Source organism: Shimazuella sp. NTD247, assembly GCF_059510415.1.
This window is the reverse complement of sequence record NZ_JCAJZU010000005.1, coordinates 234354-254103: the sequence shown is the minus strand read 5'-3', so window position 1 is coordinate 254103 and position 19750 is coordinate 234354. Positions and strand designations below refer to the sequence as shown.

Genomic DNA, 19750 nt, shown 5'->3' with positions numbered 1-19750 from the left:
CTATCTGTGTAATCGACGAACTACTCGTGCTATTTTCTCAGTAGCTGCCTGAATTTCTTGTAATGTATTATCTTTGCCAAAGCTAAAGCGAATCGCAGATTCTGTCACTTCTTTTGGCAATTTCATCGCTTTTAACACATGCGAAATGGATAAAGTACCTGAAGTACATGCGGAACCACTAGCTGCAGCAATCCCTTCCATGTCCAATTGAATTAACAAAGTTTCGGTATCTATACCTGGAAAACTAATATTTACAATATGAGGCAGACTGTTTTCTTCATCCCCATTTACTGTCATATCTAACGAATGTGCTTGTAAATTTTCAATAAATGCTTGTTTTAACTGCACAAGATGGTCTCTTCTGGCAATTGTATGCTTTTCTACTAACTCCGCAGCTTTACCAAAACCAACTATCCCCAAAATATTTTCCGTACCAGCTCGTTTTCGGCGCTCTTGTGAACCACCGAGAGCACGCGGTAGTAATTTCACACTACTGCGAATATAAAGCGCACCTACTCCTTTTGGACCATATATTTTATGACTTGAAAGTGTCATCAAATCAACTGGTATAGCAGATACATCCAGTGTCTCTGTACCGAATGATTGAACGGCATCAACATGAAATAAAACATTATGATCATGAGCAAGCATACCAATTTCTTTGATTGGTTGGATAGTACCTACTTCATTGTTACCATGCAAAATAGATATAAGAGCTGTTTCTGGACGAATCGCTGCTCTTATATCTTCTATTTGCACCAAGCCTTTGTTATTTACAGGCACATAAGTAACATCGTACCCAAACCGTTCCAGGTATTTACACGTATCCAAAATAGCATGGTGCTCCATTTGTGAAGTAATCAGGTGTTTTTTATTTTTTTGTTGTGCATGCATGATCCCGATCAGAGCTAAATTATCCGCTTCTGTTCCACCACTAGTAAAAACGATCTCATTGACATCGGCACCGATAGCATGTGCAACCTGCATTCTTGCTTTATCGACCGCAGCTCTCGTTTGTCGACCAAAAGCATGTATACTAGAAGGATTGCCATATGCCCCTTCTAAATATGGCATAATCGCATCTTTTACTGCTCCGTCCAAAGGGGTGGTCGCTGCGTGATCCAAATAAATTAACATTATTCATCACGATCCATATAAATTTTTCACGATTTATCTATCGGAGATACCTTATTCAACCATTGTTTTCGACAGAAACGTGCGTTCTTCCTCTTTTAAAACAAAAGAATCACAAGTACCCCTAAAATATTTGTAAACTATATTAACATGTTAGATATAAAACATATAGTTTTCATTATTACCATCTGAATTAAATTGGATAAGCATAGCTAATGTGGTAGAATCGAGTTCAGTTGCGATGGCATCTCGGATTCGTTTCCATAAATCTCTGCGAGCTGCATTGTCTTCTTCTGTAAACTCTACAGGACTGATTGGTCCCTCTAAAACACGAATAATATCACCAGCAGTGATCTCTTCTGGTGACTTTGCTAGTTTGTAGCCACCATAGGCACCACGAATACTTCGAACAAGACCTGCGTTTCTTAGCGGTGCGATCAATTGCTCTAAATAATGTTCAGATAAATCATGTCTTTCTGCTACACGCTTTAAAGGAATCGGACCTTGTCCAAATCTTGTTGCTAAGTCCATCATAATGGTTAAACCATATCGTCCTTTGGTAGATATCTTCAAATTAACACCTCATTCATTTTTATCATAACGAAATGATTAAAGAAATCAACAGTTTTTCCTCTTCCGTTGGACTAGCTCCCCTCTACTATACGAAATAATGGCTGGGCTGTCTTTGTTTTTTATTAATGATTTGTTAATTTTATTTGGAAAATTTAGGTTTAATAGAAAGGGATGATCTATAGATGAATCTATTTTCCCATTTAGAAGACGAAGCAAAACGTAAAAGAGGACCACTTGCATCTCGTATGCGTCCACATACATTAGATGAATTTGTAGGTCAAAATCACCTTATCGGAGAAGGAAAACTGTTGAGAAGAGCAATAGAAGCTGATCAATTAACTTCTCTTATTTTACACGGTCCGCCGGGCACAGGCAAAACTACTCTCGCTGAAATTATAGCCAATCAGACAAAAGCCGCATTCATCAAGGCACATGCTGTCGGCACGGGAGCAAATGAAATCAAACAAATAGCCAAAGAAGCAGGACAGCGTCTAGCAATGGAAGACATACGCACTATCTTATTTATAGATGAAATACATCGATTGAATCGAGCACAACAAGATGTACTGCTGCCAGATGTGGAAGATGGCGGCATTATTCTCATTGGGGCAACTACTGAAAATCCGAGCTACGAAGTGAACACTGCTCTGTTATCTCGATCCCTCGTTTTTGAATTAAAAGCTTTATCGACAGAAGAAGTCATTACCATCCTACAACGTGCGATTGTTGATAAAGAACGCGGACTTGGTAAATATACATGCAGAATAGATGAAGAAGCTCTTCGTCACTTAGCACAAAAAGCAGGTGGCGATACAAGGCATGCCCTTAATGCATTGGAATTAGCTGTAGTAACAACAAAACCTGATATGGACGGAATTCGCCACATTACACTAGCAATAGCAGAAGAATCCATTCAACAAAAACAAATCCGCTATGATAAAAAGGGAGACGGACACTATGATTCTATCTCTGCTTTTATTAAAAGTATGCGTGGTTCTGACCCAGATGCAACATTGTATTATTTAGCAAAAATGTTGCTGGCAGGAGAAGACCCAAAGTTCATTGCTCGAAGAATTTTGATTCAAGCTGCTGAAGATGTGGGTCTTGCAGATCCCCGCGCTTTAATGGTTGCCTCTGCTGCTGCACACGCAGTAGAATATGTTGGAATGCCAGAAGCCCGCATTCCCCTTGCAGAAGCAGCCCTTTACTTAGCTACTGCACCAAAAAGCAACGCAGCATATATGGGGATCAACGAAGCAATGACAACAGTAAAAAAAGAATATAACGCAGAAGTACCTGCATCTTTGCAAAATCATAAACAAGAGAAATACAAATATCCACATGACTATGAAAACCATTATGTTGAGCAGCAATATCTCCCAAATGAACACGCAGGGAAAAGCTTTTACCGACCTGGTACACTTGGATACGAAGGAAAAGTAATGGAACATTTGCAGTGGATAAAAAACAAACGGAGTGTAAAGTAATGACAACAAAGAAAATATTAGCCGTTTCGGGAAGTTTGCGAGCAAAATCATATAGTACAAATATAGTAAAATTGGTAAATAAACTCATTCCAAATAATATAGAATTCATGATAACGGATAAATTAGACAAGCTCCCACATTTTAACCCGGATATAGACAATGAGCAAGCATTTGCAGAGGTAGAAGCATTTCGAAATCAAATAAAACAAGCGGATAAGGTGATTATATGTACACCGGAATACGCCAAAGGAGTACCTGGTGTTTTAAAAAATGCTTTAGACTGGATTGTATCCTCTGGTGAATTTATTGACAAACCAACAGCTGTAATCAGTGTCTCCCCAATGCCTACAGGTGGACAAGAAGCAATGCGATCCATTTTGTTGACTCTGGGGATGATCAATGCCAATATTCCGGACGGAGCCACTTGGAGTATTCCAAAGGTGAGTCTAAAAATGAACGAAAACGGAGAAATTACTGATCAAACATTTAAACAGGATATCGAAAAGTTTGTTTCTCACTTTCTATCGATTACTTAAAAAGAATGTCGCTTCCACCGAAACAATAAGATAAAAACCCACACCAAAAGTGAGGGCATTTTTACACAACATTTCTTACCACTGATACAATTTCATTTATACCCTATATCATTGTTTCCTGCCTCGGTTTAAGTTTTAATAACTTAAACCGAGTTTTGTGCAAGAGGAATTTACTCTCGCTCTCCAGTCAGAAGGCACGTACCTCCCCAATAGAGTTTTTGCACATCATCCGGAATTTTCCAGCCATCCTTCCCTCTTACAGAAAGGGTTCTCCCTTTCACCTTGATGTTCAAGTTTTGTACAGCACAAGGACACTTCTTTGTTGAACAATCTGCAGAGTGAAGCGAATGAGTACTGATCCCGCGAATGGGTCCAGTTTCATGAATAGTGACAAGAGTATGGCAGTTTGTACTTTGTTCTGACTTTGGACATTTCATGTGTCCTCGGACAATTTGCCAAGCACTGTGCTCGGAAAAATAAGTAGCCTTATCACAGTGGAGATGACTGTTTTTTCTCATTCTTTCTCCAATAACTAGTTCGAAGCAGTCAATTTTATTTTAAAATATAGAATACTTAGCGTAAAGATAGAAAAAGACATGTTATATATTAATATTACGTTTATTCATCCTATTTACTTGCATCGACAAAATGCCAATGCAAGTAGCACCTAAACTAATAGGCACCATTGGATTAAGACTTGGATTCTCCACAAAAATGACAGATTCCCTCATACCAAAGATGATTCACTTTTGGAATTGATTTTTTGATCCCTCTGTTTAACCATCTGCGCGAGCCAAATACAGTCACTTCTCCTTGTTTGTCACGTTTGATAACCTTCCGGATATTCTTTGCCAGACAGACACAGTTTTTCATTCTGCATTTGGCATGTGACTCCCTGCAAACAAGGTCATAATTATTATCCTTGCGACTGCATGTTGGACGGATACTAAAAATGGTACAGCATTCCAATTCAGCAGGTTCATCGGCACACTTGTAGTGTCCAACCGTTTTGATCCATGTCGGATACTGTTCATTTTGTAGTGGAAAAAGCCCGTTGCAGTATTTGTGTTCGCTGTTATCAGGCATCATTTATCCTTTGCTTTCGTCCAATACTGTACCTATATCATAAAAAAAAGAATCAATAAGTACTAGCTTTTTTTTAGTTCTTGCAGCTTGTCCACAATGTCATAAACTTCTCGCCAATCGGTTATACGAATTAGATTTGGATGCAAATCGCGATTATAACAAGCATCTACAATAATTGTAGGCACATTTCCAGAGACTAATTTATTCAAATGTTCTTCAGCGTCTTCAAAAAACAAATCAATCCCAAGTTTTTTTGCTACCTTTGCTTTATTTATAGAGTTCATATGCAAGTTCCTGCCATTATAAGGGAAGTTATGTCTTTTCAGCCAGAGCTTTGTCACCCGGCGAATTTTTTCTAAACCAGGTCTTGCTGTAATAAAAAATACTTCGTGTCCATCTTTAACCAACTGATTGAGCACTTCGGATGCGTGCGGCAATGGTAAACCGAGGGTATAAATTTTTTCTTCCAGCCTCCGCCATGTCTTTCTTCCTTCTTGAGGTGTTAATCCAAAAGGTTTATCTAAATAAAAATCAGGGACATCATCAATATGTATTTGTTTTCCAAATTCCTTGTTATAAATTTCTACTGCTGCCTTGTGTGTGTCTTTAATGGTTCCATCAATATCGATTCCAAACCGCATCTATGTGTTTCCCCTTTACATTAATCTAAATACTAGTATTAAACAAAAAAAGCCCCGTTATGCCGTGACTTTCGAAACAGGCTTAAAATAATGCACTAATTTGCAAAGTATTCAACAAATCGAATACTAAAATATTCCACATCATCTATGTTACAATTCATCATAATCGACCCGACGAAGAGACAGCTTGCAAATGTCATACAATCACCTTCGCCGGTCCTCTAAAAGTAGAGGAGTACCTCCTCATTTACATGGAGGAAGCTTATCTTCTTGCCAAGAGAGCTGGAGCAGTTCACCATGCTGGCAGAAGAGACATTCTCCGTTCCACCAGAGATGACGCTCTACGGGGACGCGAGCTGTTTCACCGCGCAATGTGATCACTCCATCTTTTCGTACGAGATCCTTGAGAATGTTCTCCTGCATTGCTGGACAATCATCCCCAGGACAGGTATCGGCTTCATGGTACCCAATGATGCGCATAGCCATGTCACCGAAGTTAGCCTGATTCAGCTCAACTTCAATGATACATGAAGTTGAAGAATCAAATTCACGGCACAAAAAGTGCCCTCGTATGACCCTCCATCCGTACTGAACTTTTCGAAAGGCAGTAACTTTATTACAGAGAGGGTGATGCTCATTCTCATTACGCGGGATCATATCCTCATCCATTCCCCGACAGCCATCCATCTATAAATATTATATGATCAAAAGTATGAATGCTCAATCGAAATATATCAATCAACGTTTTTCCCTCTTTATTAATGATACATTGTAATAATTTTGATATCTAATACTACAGACATAAAAAAAAGCCCCATTATGCCGTGGCTCCTAAGTTTTGAACCTGCTCGTATTCAAAGCAGGTGGGTGCTTTGCATCTATCTTCATAGATCCCCCTTAAAGAGGCTCCCAGTCCAATAGACGACCCAAGCTCCCGCAGAAAAAGTGTTGGCTCAAAACTTCGGTGGCCCTCGCACATCGCAGGGTCTTTTCTTATATTTATAGTAGCATAAAGATAGTACAAAGGCAACAAAAACGAATATGAAAGCGTTTTATTTTTTGTATCGTTATCATACTTTTCAAATAATTAATGTGTCAATCGCTAAATATATCGAAAAAAGCCAAGATCTGTCGTCTCGGCTTTTTATAATAATAATTTTAAAATATAACTTTATCGAACTACTTGTCTGTTTGCGATTTTGATATGCAAGTCTGTCAGCTGCTTATTTTCCACTTCCGAAGGAGCCTCTGTCATCAAATCGCTCGCACTTGCTGTCTTAGGAAAAGCAATACATTCCCGTAAGTTTTTGCTGCCTGTAAGCAACATAATTATCCGGTCAAAACCAAATGCCATTCCACCGTGTGGAGGTGCTCCATACTCAAACGCATCTAACAAAAATCCAAACTTCGCCTTTGCTTCTTCTGGATCAATGCCGAGTAAATCAAACATTTTCATTTGCAATTCACGATTATAAATCCGTTGACTCCCGCTGGATAGTTCATAGCCATTGAGTACCAGATCATGTGCCTGCGAACGAACAGCACCTAAATTCCCTTCCAAAAGATGTATATCTTCTTCAACTGGCATCGTAAAAGGATGGTGTGCTGGAACATGGTGCCCAGTTTCTTCGTCATACTCAAATAAAGGAAACTCGGTGATCCAAGCAAAGTTAAATTTACTTTCGTCAATTAGATCAAGGGTACGAGCAAGACGCAAACGTAATTCACCCATAACATTTGCTGCTACATTCGCCTTATCCGCCATAATATAGATGATGTCTCCAGTTTTTGCGCCAGTTACTTGTTGGATCTGAGCGATTTCTTCTTCTGAAACAAACTTGGCAACAGAACCCTTTACACCATCTTGCTTTAAAGCCAGCCAAGCCAAACCTTTTGCTCCCAGTTCTTGTGCTTCGCCTATCCATGTTTCTACTTCTTTTCTGCTCCAATCGGCTTTACCAGAAACTACGACAGCTTTGAGAACACCACCAGAAGCAATCGCATTTTGGAAAACTTGGAAAGAGTTATTTGCTAAGGTTGAAGTCAAATCTACGAGTTCCATTTCAAAACGCAAATCTGGCTTATCAGAACCAAACCGATCCATCGCTTCTCGATAAGGAATACGAGGGAAAGGACGTGGGATATCCACATCTAAAATCTCTTTCCAAAGAGTGACAAACATTTCTTCCATCATTTCAAACAGATCTTCCAAGGGTAGAAAAGACATCTCCAAGTCAATCTGAGTAAATTCCGGTTGACGGTCAGCACGAAGGTCTTCATCGCGGAAACAGCGTGCAATTTGGAAATAACGCTCCATCCCTGCAACCATAAACAATTGTTTAAACAATTGCGGTGATTGAGGAAGAGCATAAAATTCTCCTTTATGGATACGGCTAGGAACCAAATAATCACGAGCACCTTCTGGTGTACTTTTGGTCAGAATAGGAGTTTCTAATTCCATAAACCCTTTACTGTCCAAAAATTTACGAACAACTTGCATCGCCCGATGACGAACAAGTAATATATTTTGCATTTTGGAACGTCTTAAATCTAAATAACGATATTTTAAGCGGACACTTTCATCGACATCCACACGATCTTGAATCGGAAAAGGAGGAGTTTTCGCTGCGTTAAACAGATGGATTTGTTCTCCTTTTATTTCGATTTCTCCAGTAGCAATATTCGGATTGATCGTATCTGCAGAACGTTTCACTACCGTTCCGGTAATAGAAACAACATATTCACTTCTCACTTGATCTGCGATAGCAATCGCTTCTGCCGAAATATCCGGATTGAAGACCACTTGCATTGTTCCCGAACGATCTCGAATATCCAAGAAAATAACGCCACCCAAATCTCTTCGAGATTGCACCCAGCCATTAATGGTAACTTGTTGTTCTAAAGCTTCAAGACAAGACTCGATAAAATGCGTGCGAAACATTTCCTACTTTCCCTCCAGTAAAAGAGAAACCAATTGATCCAGTGGAATGGATTTTTGCTCCCCTGTTTCCATTTCTTTTAATTGAATTTGATTATTAGCCAATTCCTCTTCTCCTAAAATTGCTACGAAACGAGCATCAAGGCGATTGGCTGCTTTTAATTGGGCTTTCATTTTCCGATCCAAATAATCACGTTCTGCTTTTAATCCTGCTTTGCGTAATGTTCCCAGTATTCCTACGGTAGCATGTTTGGCTTTTTCTCCAAGCGACACAAGATAACAATCCAATGGTTTTTTTACAGGAAGGTTTACTTGTTGCTGCCGCAATGCTAGTAACACACGTTCTAAACCAATTCCAAAGCCAATTCCAGAAACTTCAGGGCCACCGAGCTCTTTCACCAGTCCGTTGTACCGTCCGCCTCCGCCAATCGTATTCGCCTGCGCTCCTAAGTCATCTACCATAAATTCAAAAGCAGTCTGTGTATAATAATCGAGTCCACGAACCAAACGATCATTCACTTCAAAAGGTACTTGCAGTTCAGTCAAATAAGATTTGACCTGCTCAAAGTTTTCCCTACTCGCTTTATCCAAAAAATCCAAAATAGAAGGAGCTTCGCTGGCTATTTCTTGAGTACGTTGGTGCTTACTATCCAATATCCGCATCGGATTGCGATGTAACCGCGACCTCGCATCTGCATCCAATTCATTTTCATATGGCGTAAAATACGCAATCAATTTTTCAAAATAAGTAGCTCGTATTTCTGGATTCCCAACATTGTTTATCCCAACACGAACCCCTTCGATACCAAGGCTTTGGTAAAAATTCATTCCCAGTGAGATCACTTCTGCATCCAAGGCTGGATCATCACTGCCAAATGCCTCTACACCAAACTGATGAAACTGACGGTATCTCCCTGCTTGTGGTCTTTCATAGCGAAACATCGGACCAAAATAATACCATTTGGTCGGCTGCATTTCAGCATACATTTTATTTTCTACAAATGAACGCACGACACCAGCGGTTCCTTCTGGTCGTAAGGTCAAAGAGCGCTTTTTCCGATCCAAAAAAGTATACATTTCTTTCTCGACAATATCTGTCGTTTCCCCAACGCCCCGTTCGTATAGTGCAGTCTCTTCGAAAATTGGCGTGCGAATTTCTTCATATGCATATTTCTCACATAATTCCTTGGCTATCTTTTCTAGGTAATGCCAAGTCGCCACCTCGTTTGGCAAAATATCATATGTACCGCGTGGAATACCCATGCTGAACCTCCTTTTAACCAAAATAAAAATAAAAAATCTCCCGCCACTGACCTTGTTGTCAGGGACGAGAGATTGGTAAACAAATCTTGTAAAACCCGTGGTACCACCCTAATTGAAAACAGATAAAAAGTTTTCCACTTATTTATCCATTATCGCTGGAGGTGCGTCTAGCTCTACTTCCATATGGTTTCGCACTAGAACCTCTGGGTGTCTTTCATCGAATCGTGACTAGAGAACTTTGCAGCCTAGAGTTCTCCTCTCTTTTGTTCGTTGTTCGATTACTATTCCCATCATTGGTGGTAAATATGTAGTTGAGTGTATTAGTGCAATGAAGTATGTGAAACAAAGTATAAACTTTTGTTTGTTTAAGATTATATGAAGATTATGTGGCGGTGTCAAGCGAATAGACATCAATATTTTACAATGTAAACGCTCTTAGATTTGTCTATTTTGTGTCTATATGAATTTATTTGTGAAAGCGAGAACATTTTTTGCATGAAACAACTTTGTGCTACAATATGTGCGATAAGTGGAATAGGAAAGGACTAAGGGAAATGAAACTTTTTTTGATGTTAGGTAGTATTCTAATGGCTTTAGCTGTAGCAATTGGAGCATTCGGTGCACATGGTTTAACAGGAAAAGTAACAGAAAAGATGCTGGCGAATTGGCAGACAGGAGCCCATTATCATATTGTTCATGCCCTAGCAATTATCATCATCGGTTTGACCATGGCCAAATTTGGCAGTAATGGATTACTCACTGCTGCAGCTTGGCTAATCTTGGTGGGAATTATCTTTTTTTCTGGAAGTTTATACATAATGGTCTTAACAAATGTAAAAGTACTTGGTGCAATTACACCTATCGGAGGAATTGCCTTCATTGCGGGATGGATCTGCTATGCAGCAGCAATAGCAAAATTAATACCGTAAAGATATTGATTAAATATGCATGGGAAATTATAATTATCCATGCATATCCATCCGATGAAAAAGAAAGAGAATCATCATGGCTGTACAGAACATCACCCTTGACATGTACCTGGGTACTTTCAACGAGTGGCTCGATGTAAACGAAATTCGCTTCTTTCTTACACTGGAGCAACTGACTCATTGTATGGGAAAGGTTTCCTATCCTCGAAACGAGCAGACTTTCCTTCTCAATCTTGCAAAGCTTGCTCCAAATAAGGAAAAGACGACACTAGAAGTTGAGCTGCTTGGAAACAGCATGGATGTCCCAGTTATGAAGAGGTGGGTTCTTTCCGTAAATCGGAGTACAGTTAAAATTACATCCGAAACCAATACGACAAATGGTCAGCGTTTGCTGCTGCCTCGTGTTGCAAAATATCCGATCGTGAAGTTTAAATACGAGAAGTTTGCTGCCATTTGGAGTTGGTAAAACAAGGTGCCTTGTTTGCTTTGAAAATGCAAACGAGGCACTGCCTATTTTCAATAGTAATCCCCATTTAACTTTCCTATAACATTTCCCGTTTATAATTTCAAAATTTTACATTCCTTTAACACAAAAATTTATCATTATCAACTATACTAACGCAAACACCGTTAATAAAGAGAAAGGAATAACGGTGAAACAGCATGAATTTCTAGCGGTAGTCCATACTGCTGTCAACAAGTTTCTCGAAATGCAAGGGGTAGCATTTCGAGTTAATGCTGGCGTTTTTACAAAAAATCTTGCCTATGATGGTATACCACTAAATGTATTTGAGATTTCTTTGGATCCGAAAAACTCAGGTGCGCTTTATATTCATGCAAATGGTTGGCGAAACAATAAGAAAGTAAACAAAAAATGGACGCTAACCGTGAAGGGGAACACGATTAACAACTCCCTTTTCTTGCGTTGTCCAGAAAAAAAGCCGATCAAAGAGAAAAAAACAATCCGCACATTGAATGACATTCTTTGGTGATTTTTCTCCCTGCCCCATGCTTCTCTTGAAGCATGGGGCGAAAATTTCTTTACAGAAATATAAAAAACTAATCCGATTGGAATTATAATCTTAATAATCCCTTTACATAAAAATTACAAAAACTCATGATATAATGCCGATAGCACCGAAAACCATCCACATAGAGAAAGGGATAATGGTGGCTACTGCTAGCGACGCCGATAAGCTCCAGAAGTTCTTTGTTGACAACAACATCGAAATCACTGGACTGAAGGGAAAGCTGACAGAAAAGGATCTCAAGGCGTTTAATGCCAAAATTTCTTACACATATAACGGTCGAGAGATCGAGCTTCTTACTCCGGCTTTTACTCGCGTAAACGACACCACTTTTGAAGTGGCAGCTGAGTATAAGATTGGAGATACCACTTTCGTAAAGCGGGCTTGGGAGCTGAAGTGTTCCAATGGACAGATTACGCTCACTACCCGGACAAACGACTTTTACAAGAAGAAGCAGAACCCTCCTGCAGATTTCGAGGGACGATATGATAAGTTCCCGATCAAGCTGATTCGAGAAGCTTACAAGTGGGCTAAGTAACGCTAGTCCTTAAGTGCTCGGTTGTGTCATAATAGACATAGCCGAGCACTGCTCGTTTCCGAGCTCACCTCACAGAAAGAGATCATCATGAACAATTTTGCATACTTTCTCCGAGTTGAGACAAAGGCAGTTCGAGACTGGTTTAACTCTCATGGATTCTCCTTTGTTGTCACGGAGAAGCATATGAAAGTATTTGCTCGCAACCTCGCATATGGCTCAGAAGTAGTGGATCGATTTTCGCTCACTACAACAAACAATCAGCTGGAAATCAAGGCAGTTTCCTCAAACTTCATCTCAGATCATCCAACTGTCACAAAGAAATGGACAGTGAAAAAGGAAAAGGACACCATTCACATTTTCTGTGAATTGACGATCTCTGATGAAAAACCTTATCGAGTAGCTTCCAAGGTGCAGAAACAAAAAGATATCAAACTCTCTGACCTCGGTTATGGCTGGTAGACCGTTCGGCACACATACGCCCTGTTCCTATTTGGAACAGGGCGTACATATTTTTATTTTACTTCACAATTAGTATAATAGAATTTAGAAATGCCTCTATTTCGATTGGAGCGTATCATGAGCTTAAAGGAAATATGGCAGGCAGGAAAGAACTTTGTCAATGATCCTTCTACTCTTGGAGGAAAAGCGAGAGCGATTGAGCTTCATTTTCAAGAAAAAATTACGTTGCCCTCTGAAACACTGGAACGGTATAAACAAGAGATTAACGATGCATATAAAGACCAGATAAATCCAAAAAATCCAAGTGCTGATATCCGAGGAGTGAAAAGGGTATTTGATAAAAATCCAAAACTTTTTCGCAAACACGGGATGAACTGGGGGTAACAGTTAGTGCCAAGTCAATTATGACTTGGCGCTACCCATTTTTGGATGATATACTTAGAAATCATTGCTGTCGGATAGAGAGAAGGCAAAAATGACAAAAGATCTGCTGACTGCTCTGAACCACTGGCTCAAAAAGCATGAAATCCATGTCGATGTTACTCCTGAAACGGCAAGCGTGATCGCTCGAAATGGCGATATCTCTCATCTTACCTATACAGATAAGGGGAATCGATTTGAGATCGCAGGAGACAAACGATGGGTTGCGAAAGTGGATGGCAGTGAAGTGATTTTCACTTGTGATCGAGGCGCATCTCACGTATCACGACCGGTGCCGATTGCTTACATTCAGCCAGAAGACATTTTTCATGAGTGGACAAAGGTCTGAGTAGACAACTGCCCTGCTAAACAACTTGTTTTAGCGGGGCAGTCTGCATTTCCGGAAAATAAAGTTGTATTTTTTTAAAAAATTATCAAAAACAATTTCAAATTCCCGTTCATTTCGGTTATAATGTTTTTTGTAAGTTTCCCTATGAGAAAAGGATTACTTTTTATGGGTAAGCAGGCTAGAGATGAAGAAGAATACGCTCGACAGCTCACCAATGGGGTGAGTTATGAAGAGATTGCAAACAGGCTGCTCGCCTGCTATCAGATGGGATTCGATAACTGCCGTCATACCACTAATGAAAGCAGTGATAGAAGGCGTCACCGAATACCTAAGGGAATGGAACATAAGATTTGGTATGATAAGATCGTAAACACATACACCGAACAAAAGAATGATAAGAAGAAGAAGCTTGATCCGAATCTCGAAAAAGCTTATAACCGAATCAAGCATATAAAGCTCCCTTCCTAAAAAGGTAAAAAAACATTTAATATTGTAAAAAACTAATAATTCCTTCCATAAAAAAGAAACAGACGAGGGAATAAGCGCCTAGTTGGTACTTTAACCAACTAGGCGCTACTCATTTCTACTACGCATTTTCAAAGATGCTGGAATAAGATATAATTTCCATGTAAACTGATTCGGTCCCATACAAGAGAAAAGGACCCCGAAAATGAGTGATCTCGTTGAGACTGCAGAAAAGCTCGCCACAGCAATTCGGGCTGGTGCCAAGTCAACTGCCAGCGAAACAGATCTGAAGACTTGGTCGAATCGGATTTATCAGGCATATGAGCAGAACCCCAATTCTCCTGATGTGAAAAAGTGCCAGGAGATCCTCTTTCCGGTTCTGGTCATGATGGTTATCATGGTTTCCAGCTGAACAAAGTCCCCTCACGGCTATTCGCCGTGAGGGGACAGTCATTTTAAGAAACGAAAAAGAAGGCAGGTACAAACCCCTGCCTTCTTACTAGTACTAAAGCAATTTTTCAACTTGTGCTACGACATTTTCCACATTCAAACCAAACTTCTCTAACAGTAAATCGCCAGGTGCAGATGCCCCAAAATGGTTAATACCAATTATTATGCCATTTTCTCCAACATATTTTTCCCACCCTGTTGGATGTGCAGCTTCAATCGCAACACGTGCAGTTAGATGCGAAGGAATAATCGCTTCTTTTTCTGCTTCTGGGAGATGATCGAAGTTTTCCCGGCACGGCATACTTACAACTCGTACACCAATCCCTTTTTCAGCTAATGCTTTCTGAGCTTTTACTGCAAGACTTACCTCTGATCCAGTGGCAAGGAGTACGCCTTTCTCCTCACCGGAAGCTGAGGAAACAACATAGGCACCCTGTTTTATAATGTCTGCTTTTTTACCGACTGTACCTGCTAGCACAGGGAGATTTTGTCTGCTGAGAATAAGTGCTGTTGGGTGATCAAGGGACTTTAGAGCATATTCCCAAGCTGCGACGGTTTCATTCGCGTCGGCTGGACGAACTACTTTTAATCCGGGAATCAAACGCAAAGATGGAATTTGTTCTACAGGTTCATGTGTTGGGCCGTCTTCCCCTACAGCTACACTATCATGAGTGAATATATACGTGACTGGAAGCTGTGACAATGCAGCTAAACGAATAGAGGGACGTAAATAGTCTGAGAACACCAAGAAAGTAGCTCCAAATACGTGTAATCCGCCATGGAGTGCCATTCCATTCAGTGCACCGCCCATTCCATGTTCACGAACACCGAACCAAATATTTCGTCCAGCATAATCATCAGCTTCAAACGCGGCATAATCTTTCATTTCCGTATTGTTGGAAGATGCTAAATCAGCAGAGCCACCAAACAAAGTAGGAACTTCTTTCGCCAGCACTTGCAGTACTTTACCCGAAGCAGCACGGGTTGCCATACCTTTTTCGTCTGCTTCAAAAGAAGGAAGATGTTTTGCCCAGTCAGTCAGAAGTTCATCAGCAAATGCCTGCTTCAACTGATTCGTTTCGATTGGGAAGTCTTTCGCATATCTTGCAAACATTTCATTCCATTCAACTTCTGCCTTAGATAATTCACTTACAATTGCAGCGAAATTCTCTTTCACTTCATCAGGTACATAGAAAGGAGTTTGTTCTTTCCAGTTATAAGCACTGCGAACACCTGTAATTTCTTCTTCACCTAACGGTTTCCCATGCGCCTCAGAAGTACCTGCACGACCTGGACTTCCATAACCAATAACCGTACGCACTTGAATAATTGTTGGTTTATTGGTTTCTTGTTTTGCTTGTTCAATGGCGTTACTAATTGCATCAATATCATTTCCATCTTCCACAAATAACACTTGCCAGCCGTTTGCTTCAAATCTTTTTCCTGTTTGTTCCGAGAAAGATTTGGAAAGATCACCATCTAGCGAAATGTTATTGGAATCATATAAAACGATGAGTTTTCCAAGTTGCAGATGACCTGCTAGCGACGCTGCCTCTTGAGCAATACCTTCCATCAAGTCGCCATCGCCACAAAGTGCATATGTAAAGTGATCAATCACGTCATAGCCTTCCCGATTATAGGTTGCAGCTAAATGACGCTCAGCCATTGCCATGCCTACTGCATTAGCAATTCCCTGTCCCAGAGGACCAGTGGTAGCTTCTACGCCAACCGTATGTTTTACTTCCGGATGTCCTGGAGTTAAACTTCCCCATTGGCGGAAATCTTTTAAGTCTTCGATGGTCAAACCATATTGGAAAAGATGAAGTAAACTATATAACAATGCTGAACCATGACCAGCAGATAAAACAAAACGATCGCGATTATACCAATCCGGGTTGGCTGGATTATGTTTTAAATGCTTTGCCCACAGCGTATACGCCATTGGTGCTGCACCCATTGGTAAACCAGGATGTCCTGAATTCGCTTTTTCAACTTGGTCAATGGACAACATTCGAATAGTATTGATCGAGAGTTGATCGATTGTCATAAAAAATTGCCCCCTTTTGTCATTGTTCATTATAGCACGGAGAAGGATAAACTATCCAAAAACAGTGTAACTGGACCATCGTTTACTAGTTTTACTTCCATCATCGCCCCAAATACTCCTGTTTCAACTGTTATTCCTTTCCTGCGAAGCACCTCATTCCATTGATCGTACAACGCAGCCGCGTTCTCCCCTGAAGCTGCTGCCATAAAGTTTGGCCTTCTTCCCTTACGGCAATCCCCATACAAAGTAAATTGAGAAACGGAAAGTAAACTCCCTCCAACATCAAGCAGCGATCGATTCATTTTTCCCTGCTCATCTTCAAAAATACGCAAATGAATTATCTTTTCTGCTAAATATTCGATTTCTTTTTTTCCATCACCATCCGTAAAACCAACAAACAAAAGGAGCCCATGATCAATGGCTCCTACTGTATTGCTATCTACTGTCACACTTGCCTTCTTCACACGCTGTAACAATACACGCATCAAATCACCCTTGTCCAATCGTTCTCTGAACACTATATATATCTCGTACACCTTTTACCCGTTCCACAACCGAACGCAAATGATGAATATTACGAATTGCTACGGTCAACTGGATATTAGCAAAACCTTTTGGATGTACTTTTGCATTCACTGCACTATAGTTTGCTTTCGTATCATTGACTGCTTGCAGGACATCATTAAGTAATCCCAATCGGTCATAACCAGAAACTTCTATATCCACCTGATAAGAAGCAGCAGGCTGTCCTTCCCACTCTACATCTACACGACGATCCAACTCTACACTCTGCAAATTTGGGCAGTCTGCTCGATGAACAGAAACGCCTCTGCCTCTTGTGACAAATCCTCCGATTTCTTCTCCTGGAACAGGATGGCAACAACGCGACAGGCGAACAAGTACATTTTCAACTCCAATCACACGAACACCTACATCCAATCGTCTACGTCGGGGAGTAGTCGGTTTCATTTCTGGAACAGTAAGTGGAAGCTCCTCCTTCATGCCTGTAGTGAGCCGATGCACCACTTGGGCAGTGGAGATCCCACCGTATCCAACAGCAGCCAGCATCTCTTCAGCATTCGGGAAGTTAAATCGTTTGCAAACCTCTGCCATTTTTTCTGACTTCATCGCTTCATTGATATCAAAATCATGTTTTTTCAGAAGCGCCTCGACCATTTCTCTCCCTTTGGTAATACTCTCCTCTCTGCGTTGTGTTTTAAACCAGCTTCTGATTTTGTTACGTGCATGGGAAGTTTTTACAAGTTTCAACCAGTCTTGGCTTGGACCGTAGCTATGTTTTGATGTTAAAACTTGGACTTTGTCCCCTGTTTGAAGTTTATAATCAAGAGGAACTATATTGCCATTCACTTTCGCGCCTACACATTTATTCCCTACTTCTGTATGAATGCGATAAGCAAAATCGAGCGGGACTGCACCTGCTGGTAACTCAATGACGTCTGTTTTGGGTGTGAAAACAAAAACTGTATCTGTAAACCAGTCCATTTTTAGACTTTCCACAAATTCTTCCGCATCACGGGACTCCGATTGCAACTCCATCATTTCCCGGAACCATTTCAGCTTGTCCGAGAATGACTGTTGTTTTCCCGCATTTGCTCCTTCTTTGTAAGCCCAGTGTGCAGCAATCCCATATTCTGCAATGCGATGCATTTCCATCGTACGAATCTGCACTTCAATCGGTTCGCCTTTCGGCCCGAGGACGGTCGTATGCAATGATTGGTACATATTGGTTTTTGGCATTGCGATATAATCTTTAAAGCGTCCTGGCATCGGTTTCCACATGGTATGAATCATTCCTAGAACTGCGTAACAATCCCTCACCGAACTTACAATAACGCGAACCGCCATCAGATCATAAATTTCATGAAATTGCTTATGCTGTGTCTTCATTTTTCGATATATGCTATAAATATGCTTTGGACGACCAGAGATATCTTCGACTTTCAAATCCATTTCTTCGAATTTAATATAGAGCATTTGAATAATCTCACTCAAAAATGCTTCCCGTTCCGTCCGTTTCTTCTTCATCATGGAAACGATTTTATAATATTGTTGTGGATTTAAATAACGCAGGGAACGATCTTCTAACTCCCACTTTATCTTAGATATCCCTAATCGATGCGCAAGTGGAGCAAAAATCTCTAGCGTCTCTTCCGCCTTTTTCCGTTGTTTTTCTTCCGGTAAATGTTGTAATGTCCGAAGATTATGAAGACGATCAGCTAGTTTGCAGAGAACGACCCGCACATCCTTAGCCATTGCAATAAACATCTTCCGATAATTTTCTGCTTGATGCTCTGCATTGGATCGAAATTTAAATTCTTTCTTTAACTTTGTTAATCCATCGACCATAGATGCTACTGTTTCGCCAAATTCTTCCTTTATCTGTGCAAGGGTAACCCCTGTATCCTCCACTACATCGTGCAATAAACCAGCTATTAATGTTGCTGTATCCATATGCAAATCCATCAAAATTTCCGTCACAGCAATCGGGTGCAAAATATAAGGTTCTCCGGATTTGCGCAATTGTCCATCATGTGCTTTTTCTGCGTATTGATAAGCTTTTTCAAGCTTACTTATATCTTCTGGTGGCAGATAAGTAGCAGCCTTTTGAAACAGCTCTTGAACTAGTATCATCACTTTCAGCCCTTACCGAAAAATGTTTTAAAAAATATTATCCTACAATCCTAACGAAATGTAAATCAATTGTTAACCGTTTCCTTGCTTGCCTTTGTCATTTGATGAAGATATATTTCCGATCCGTCGACGAAGGTTGAAATATAAAATAGAAAGAAAAATTCCATCAATTGTTACCATTGAGTATGTCAGGTATTCTTTATTCATAAACATGAGAATAGGCCCGACAACAATACTACTGTAAGCTGCTATTTGAAAGGAAAGTAATAAAACCTTCCATATTTTTTGAAGATATGCTCGGAATTGAAACTCCTCATTATTGAAAAGCTCCACAAACAGGAGAACAACTACTCCAATCATCCAAAGTATAAAAGAAGCTATAAAAATCCGGGCAAAACCACCTATGAATGCAGATATAAAATCAGATAACCATTGCACTTGGATACTCTCCTAACATCACGTTTTTACTACTCCATTATGTTCCTAGCATTATTCTTTTGCAAGGTGAATAGTTTTTCTTTGCTGTGACATGTTAACGACATAATGGAGGTGATCATCGATGAATGAAAATGAAAATGACAAGACACAAAAAATAGAAGACCATAAAACCAACGAAGAATTCTCCACTGAACTGACTGGGGAGGATCATGCTGTACAAAAGGTACAAAGCGCACTTTTTGAGATGTACAGCCAAGCAGGAAATTATGATATAGAAAAAGAATAATAATTTTAAAAGAAATAGTCCCTTGCTTCGG

At 40.2% G+C, this 19750-nt stretch carries 24 protein-coding genes, 1 other RNA gene and 1 other annotated feature; of the genes, 12 read left to right on the top strand and 13 right to left on the bottom strand.

Going from position 1 to position 19750, the window contains the following annotated elements; all coding sequences use genetic code 11:
* Both AC5WOC_RS14465 and cymR read right to left on the bottom strand, forming a co-directional pair.
* Window positions 1-1137, bottom strand: coding sequence for a cysteine desulfurase family protein (locus AC5WOC_RS14465; RefSeq protein ID WP_496056114.1), 1137 nt, complete (start codon window positions 1135-1137; stop codon window positions 1-3).
* Between the two features lie 150 nt (window positions 1138-1287).
* Window positions 1288-1707, bottom strand: coding sequence for a cysteine metabolism transcriptional regulator CymR (cymR, locus tag AC5WOC_RS14460; RefSeq protein ID WP_496056113.1), 420 nt, complete (start codon window positions 1705-1707; stop codon window positions 1288-1290).
* Between the two features lie 182 nt (window positions 1708-1889).
* Here cymR and AC5WOC_RS14455 point away from each other — a divergent pair, with 182 nt between their 5' ends.
* Together AC5WOC_RS14455 and AC5WOC_RS14450 are read left to right on the top strand one after the other, a co-directional pair.
* Window positions 1890-3194, top strand: coding sequence for a replication-associated recombination protein A (locus AC5WOC_RS14455; RefSeq protein ID WP_496056112.1), 1305 nt, complete (start codon window positions 1890-1892; stop codon window positions 3192-3194).
* Window positions 3194-3730, top strand: a complete 537-nt coding sequence (locus tag AC5WOC_RS14450; RefSeq protein WP_496056111.1) for an NADPH-dependent FMN reductase — start codon at window positions 3194-3196, stop codon at window positions 3728-3730. The genes AC5WOC_RS14455 and AC5WOC_RS14450 overlap by 1 nt, the downstream gene beginning before the upstream one ends.
* A 170-nt stretch (window positions 3731-3900) precedes the next feature.
* On the opposite strand, the gene AC5WOC_RS14445 is transcribed toward AC5WOC_RS14450, so the two are convergent.
* From AC5WOC_RS14445 to hisS, 7 genes are all read right to left on the bottom strand, one after another.
* On the bottom strand, window positions 3901-4248 hold the full coding sequence (locus AC5WOC_RS14445; RefSeq protein ID WP_496056110.1) for a hypothetical protein: 348 nt from the start codon (window positions 4246-4248) through the stop codon (window positions 3901-3903).
* 172 nt (window positions 4249-4420) lie between these two features.
* Window positions 4421-4816 carry a hypothetical protein gene (locus AC5WOC_RS14440; protein ID WP_496056109.1) on the bottom strand — a complete coding sequence of 132 codons (396 nt, stop codon included), beginning with the start codon at window positions 4814-4816 and terminating at the stop codon, window positions 4421-4423.
* A gap of 62 nt (window positions 4817-4878) precedes the next feature.
* A complete protein-coding gene (locus tag AC5WOC_RS14435) occupies window positions 4879-5457 on the bottom strand; it encodes a 5' nucleotidase, NT5C type (RefSeq protein WP_496056108.1) in 579 nt (192 codons plus the stop codon).
* Between the two features lie 243 nt (window positions 5458-5700).
* Window positions 5701-6114: a hypothetical protein gene (locus AC5WOC_RS14430; protein ID WP_496056107.1), complete on the bottom strand. Its 414-nt coding sequence runs from the start codon at window positions 6112-6114 to the stop codon at window positions 5701-5703.
* A gap of 150 nt (window positions 6115-6264) precedes the next feature.
* A non-coding RNA gene (gene ssrS / locus AC5WOC_RS14425) (6S RNA) lies at window positions 6265-6447 on the bottom strand.
* 181 nt (window positions 6448-6628) lie between these two features.
* On the bottom strand, window positions 6629-8398 hold the full coding sequence (gene aspS / locus AC5WOC_RS14420) for an aspartate--tRNA ligase (protein WP_496056106.1): 1770 nt from the start codon (window positions 8396-8398) through the stop codon (window positions 6629-6631).
* A 3-nt stretch (window positions 8399-8401) separates the two neighbouring features.
* On the bottom strand, window positions 8402-9658 hold the full coding sequence (gene hisS / locus AC5WOC_RS14415; RefSeq protein ID WP_496056105.1) for a histidine--tRNA ligase: 1257 nt from the start codon (window positions 9656-9658) through the stop codon (window positions 8402-8404).
* A 57-nt stretch (window positions 9659-9715) separates the two neighbouring features.
* Window positions 9716-9961 (bottom strand) — a binding site (T-box leader).
* A gap of 251 nt (window positions 9962-10212) precedes the next feature.
* On the opposite strand from hisS, the gene AC5WOC_RS14410 reads away from it, so the two are divergent.
* The 9 genes from AC5WOC_RS14410 to AC5WOC_RS14370 all read left to right on the top strand — a co-directional run bounded on the left by AC5WOC_RS14410 (window position 10213) and on the right by AC5WOC_RS14370 (window position 14258).
* Window positions 10213-10587 carry a DUF423 domain-containing protein gene (locus AC5WOC_RS14410; protein ID WP_496056104.1) on the top strand — a complete coding sequence of 125 codons (375 nt, stop codon included), beginning with the start codon at window positions 10213-10215 and terminating at the stop codon, window positions 10585-10587.
* A 76-nt stretch (window positions 10588-10663) separates the two neighbouring features.
* On the top strand, window positions 10664-11053 hold the full coding sequence (locus AC5WOC_RS14405) for a hypothetical protein (protein ID WP_496056103.1): 390 nt from the start codon (window positions 10664-10666) through the stop codon (window positions 11051-11053).
* A gap of 187 nt (window positions 11054-11240) precedes the next feature.
* On the top strand, window positions 11241-11579 hold the full coding sequence (locus AC5WOC_RS14400; RefSeq protein ID WP_496056102.1) for a hypothetical protein: 339 nt from the start codon (window positions 11241-11243) through the stop codon (window positions 11577-11579).
* Window positions 11580-11754: 175 nt separating this feature from the next.
* Window positions 11755-12153 (top strand): hypothetical protein, encoded by a 399-nt coding sequence (locus AC5WOC_RS14395; protein ID WP_496056101.1) that lies wholly within the window; start codon window positions 11755-11757, stop codon window positions 12151-12153.
* Between the two features lie 87 nt (window positions 12154-12240).
* Window positions 12241-12612, top strand: coding sequence for a hypothetical protein (locus tag AC5WOC_RS14390; RefSeq protein ID WP_496056100.1), 372 nt, complete (start codon window positions 12241-12243; stop codon window positions 12610-12612).
* A 117-nt stretch (window positions 12613-12729) separates the two neighbouring features.
* Window positions 12730-12996, top strand: coding sequence for a hypothetical protein (locus AC5WOC_RS14385; protein ID WP_496056099.1), 267 nt, complete (start codon window positions 12730-12732; stop codon window positions 12994-12996).
* 91 nt (window positions 12997-13087) lie between these two features.
* Window positions 13088-13381 (top strand): hypothetical protein, encoded by a 294-nt coding sequence (locus AC5WOC_RS14380; RefSeq protein ID WP_496056098.1) that lies wholly within the window; start codon window positions 13088-13090, stop codon window positions 13379-13381.
* Window positions 13382-13546: 165 nt separating this feature from the next.
* Complete coding sequence (locus AC5WOC_RS14375; RefSeq protein WP_496056097.1) at window positions 13547-13849, top strand: hypothetical protein; 303 nt, start codon at window positions 13547-13549, stop codon at window positions 13847-13849.
* 202 nt (window positions 13850-14051) lie between these two features.
* Window positions 14052-14258, top strand: a complete 207-nt coding sequence (locus AC5WOC_RS14370; RefSeq protein ID WP_496056096.1) for a hypothetical protein — start codon at window positions 14052-14054, stop codon at window positions 14256-14258.
* A gap of 93 nt (window positions 14259-14351) precedes the next feature.
* On the opposite strand, the gene tkt is transcribed toward AC5WOC_RS14370, so the two are convergent.
* From tkt to AC5WOC_RS14350, 4 genes are all read right to left on the bottom strand, one after another.
* Window positions 14352-16343: a transketolase gene (gene tkt, locus AC5WOC_RS14365; protein ID WP_496056095.1), complete on the bottom strand. Its 1992-nt coding sequence runs from the start codon at window positions 16341-16343 to the stop codon at window positions 14352-14354.
* 29 nt (window positions 16344-16372) lie between these two features.
* Complete coding sequence (dtd, locus tag AC5WOC_RS14360) at window positions 16373-16828, bottom strand: D-aminoacyl-tRNA deacylase (RefSeq protein ID WP_496056094.1); 456 nt, start codon at window positions 16826-16828, stop codon at window positions 16373-16375.
* Between the two features lie 4 nt (window positions 16829-16832).
* Window positions 16833-18995, bottom strand: coding sequence for a RelA/SpoT family protein (locus tag AC5WOC_RS14355; RefSeq protein WP_496056093.1), 2163 nt, complete (start codon window positions 18993-18995; stop codon window positions 16833-16835).
* 72 nt (window positions 18996-19067) lie between these two features.
* Window positions 19068-19433 (bottom strand): hypothetical protein, encoded by a 366-nt coding sequence (locus tag AC5WOC_RS14350; RefSeq protein ID WP_496056092.1) that lies wholly within the window; start codon window positions 19431-19433, stop codon window positions 19068-19070.
* 121 nt (window positions 19434-19554) lie between these two features.
* On the opposite strand from AC5WOC_RS14350, the gene AC5WOC_RS14345 reads away from it, so the two are divergent.
* Entirely contained in the window at window positions 19555-19719 is a 165-nt protein-coding gene (locus AC5WOC_RS14345) for a hypothetical protein (RefSeq protein WP_496056091.1), read from the top strand.
* The last annotated feature ends 31 nt before the right edge of the window (window positions 19720-19750 follow it).

Bases quoted from the DNA above. Each gene is read 5' to 3' on its own strand.
- AC5WOC_RS14375 (WP_496056097.1), top strand. From the start codon at position 13,547: ATGGGTAAGCAGGCTAGAGATGAAGAAGAATACGCTCGACAGCTCACC.
- AC5WOC_RS14355 (WP_496056093.1), bottom strand. From the start codon at position 18,995: ATGATACTAGTTCAAGAGCTGTTTCAAAAGGCTGCTACTTATCTGCCA.
- AC5WOC_RS14405 (WP_496056103.1), top strand. From the start codon at position 10,664: ATGGCTGTACAGAACATCACCCTTGACATGTACCTGGGTACTTTCAAC.
- AC5WOC_RS14390 (WP_496056100.1), top strand. From the start codon at position 12,241: ATGAACAATTTTGCATACTTTCTCCGAGTTGAGACAAAGGCAGTTCGA.
- AC5WOC_RS14440 (WP_496056109.1), bottom strand. From the start codon at position 4,816: ATGCCTGATAACAGCGAACACAAATACTGCAACGGGCTTTTTCCACTA.
- AC5WOC_RS14410 (WP_496056104.1), top strand. From the start codon at position 10,213: ATGAAACTTTTTTTGATGTTAGGTAGTATTCTAATGGCTTTAGCTGTA.
- AC5WOC_RS14450 (WP_496056111.1), top strand. From the start codon at position 3,194: ATGACAACAAAGAAAATATTAGCCGTTTCGGGAAGTTTGCGAGCAAAA.
- AC5WOC_RS14395 (WP_496056101.1), top strand. From the start codon at position 11,755: ATGGTGGCTACTGCTAGCGACGCCGATAAGCTCCAGAAGTTCTTTGTT.
- AC5WOC_RS14430 (WP_496056107.1), bottom strand. From the start codon at position 6,114: ATGATCCCGCGTAATGAGAATGAGCATCACCCTCTCTGTAATAAAGTT.
- AC5WOC_RS14345 (WP_496056091.1), top strand. From the start codon at position 19,555: ATGAATGAAAATGAAAATGACAAGACACAAAAAATAGAAGACCATAAA.
- AC5WOC_RS14380 (WP_496056098.1), top strand. From the start codon at position 13,088: ATGACAAAAGATCTGCTGACTGCTCTGAACCACTGGCTCAAAAAGCAT.
- AC5WOC_RS14385 (WP_496056099.1), top strand. From the start codon at position 12,730: ATGAGCTTAAAGGAAATATGGCAGGCAGGAAAGAACTTTGTCAATGAT.
- hisS (WP_496056105.1), bottom strand. From the start codon at position 9,658: ATGGGTATTCCACGCGGTACATATGATATTTTGCCAAACGAGGTGGCG.
- AC5WOC_RS14435 (WP_496056108.1), bottom strand. From the start codon at position 5,457: ATGCGGTTTGGAATCGATATTGATGGAACCATTAAAGACACACACAAG.
- tkt (WP_496056095.1), bottom strand. From the start codon at position 16,343: ATGACAATCGATCAACTCTCGATCAATACTATTCGAATGTTGTCCATT.
- dtd (WP_496056094.1), bottom strand. From the start codon at position 16,828: ATGCGTGTATTGTTACAGCGTGTGAAGAAGGCAAGTGTGACAGTAGAT.
- aspS (WP_496056106.1), bottom strand. From the start codon at position 8,398: ATGTTTCGCACGCATTTTATCGAGTCTTGTCTTGAAGCTTTAGAACAA.
- AC5WOC_RS14445 (WP_496056110.1), bottom strand. From the start codon at position 4,248: ATGAGAAAAAACAGTCATCTCCACTGTGATAAGGCTACTTATTTTTCC.
- AC5WOC_RS14455 (WP_496056112.1), top strand. From the start codon at position 1,890: ATGAATCTATTTTCCCATTTAGAAGACGAAGCAAAACGTAAAAGAGGA.
- AC5WOC_RS14465 (WP_496056114.1), bottom strand. From the start codon at position 1,137: ATGTTAATTTATTTGGATCACGCAGCGACCACCCCTTTGGACGGAGCA.
- AC5WOC_RS14370 (WP_496056096.1), top strand. From the start codon at position 14,052: ATGAGTGATCTCGTTGAGACTGCAGAAAAGCTCGCCACAGCAATTCGG.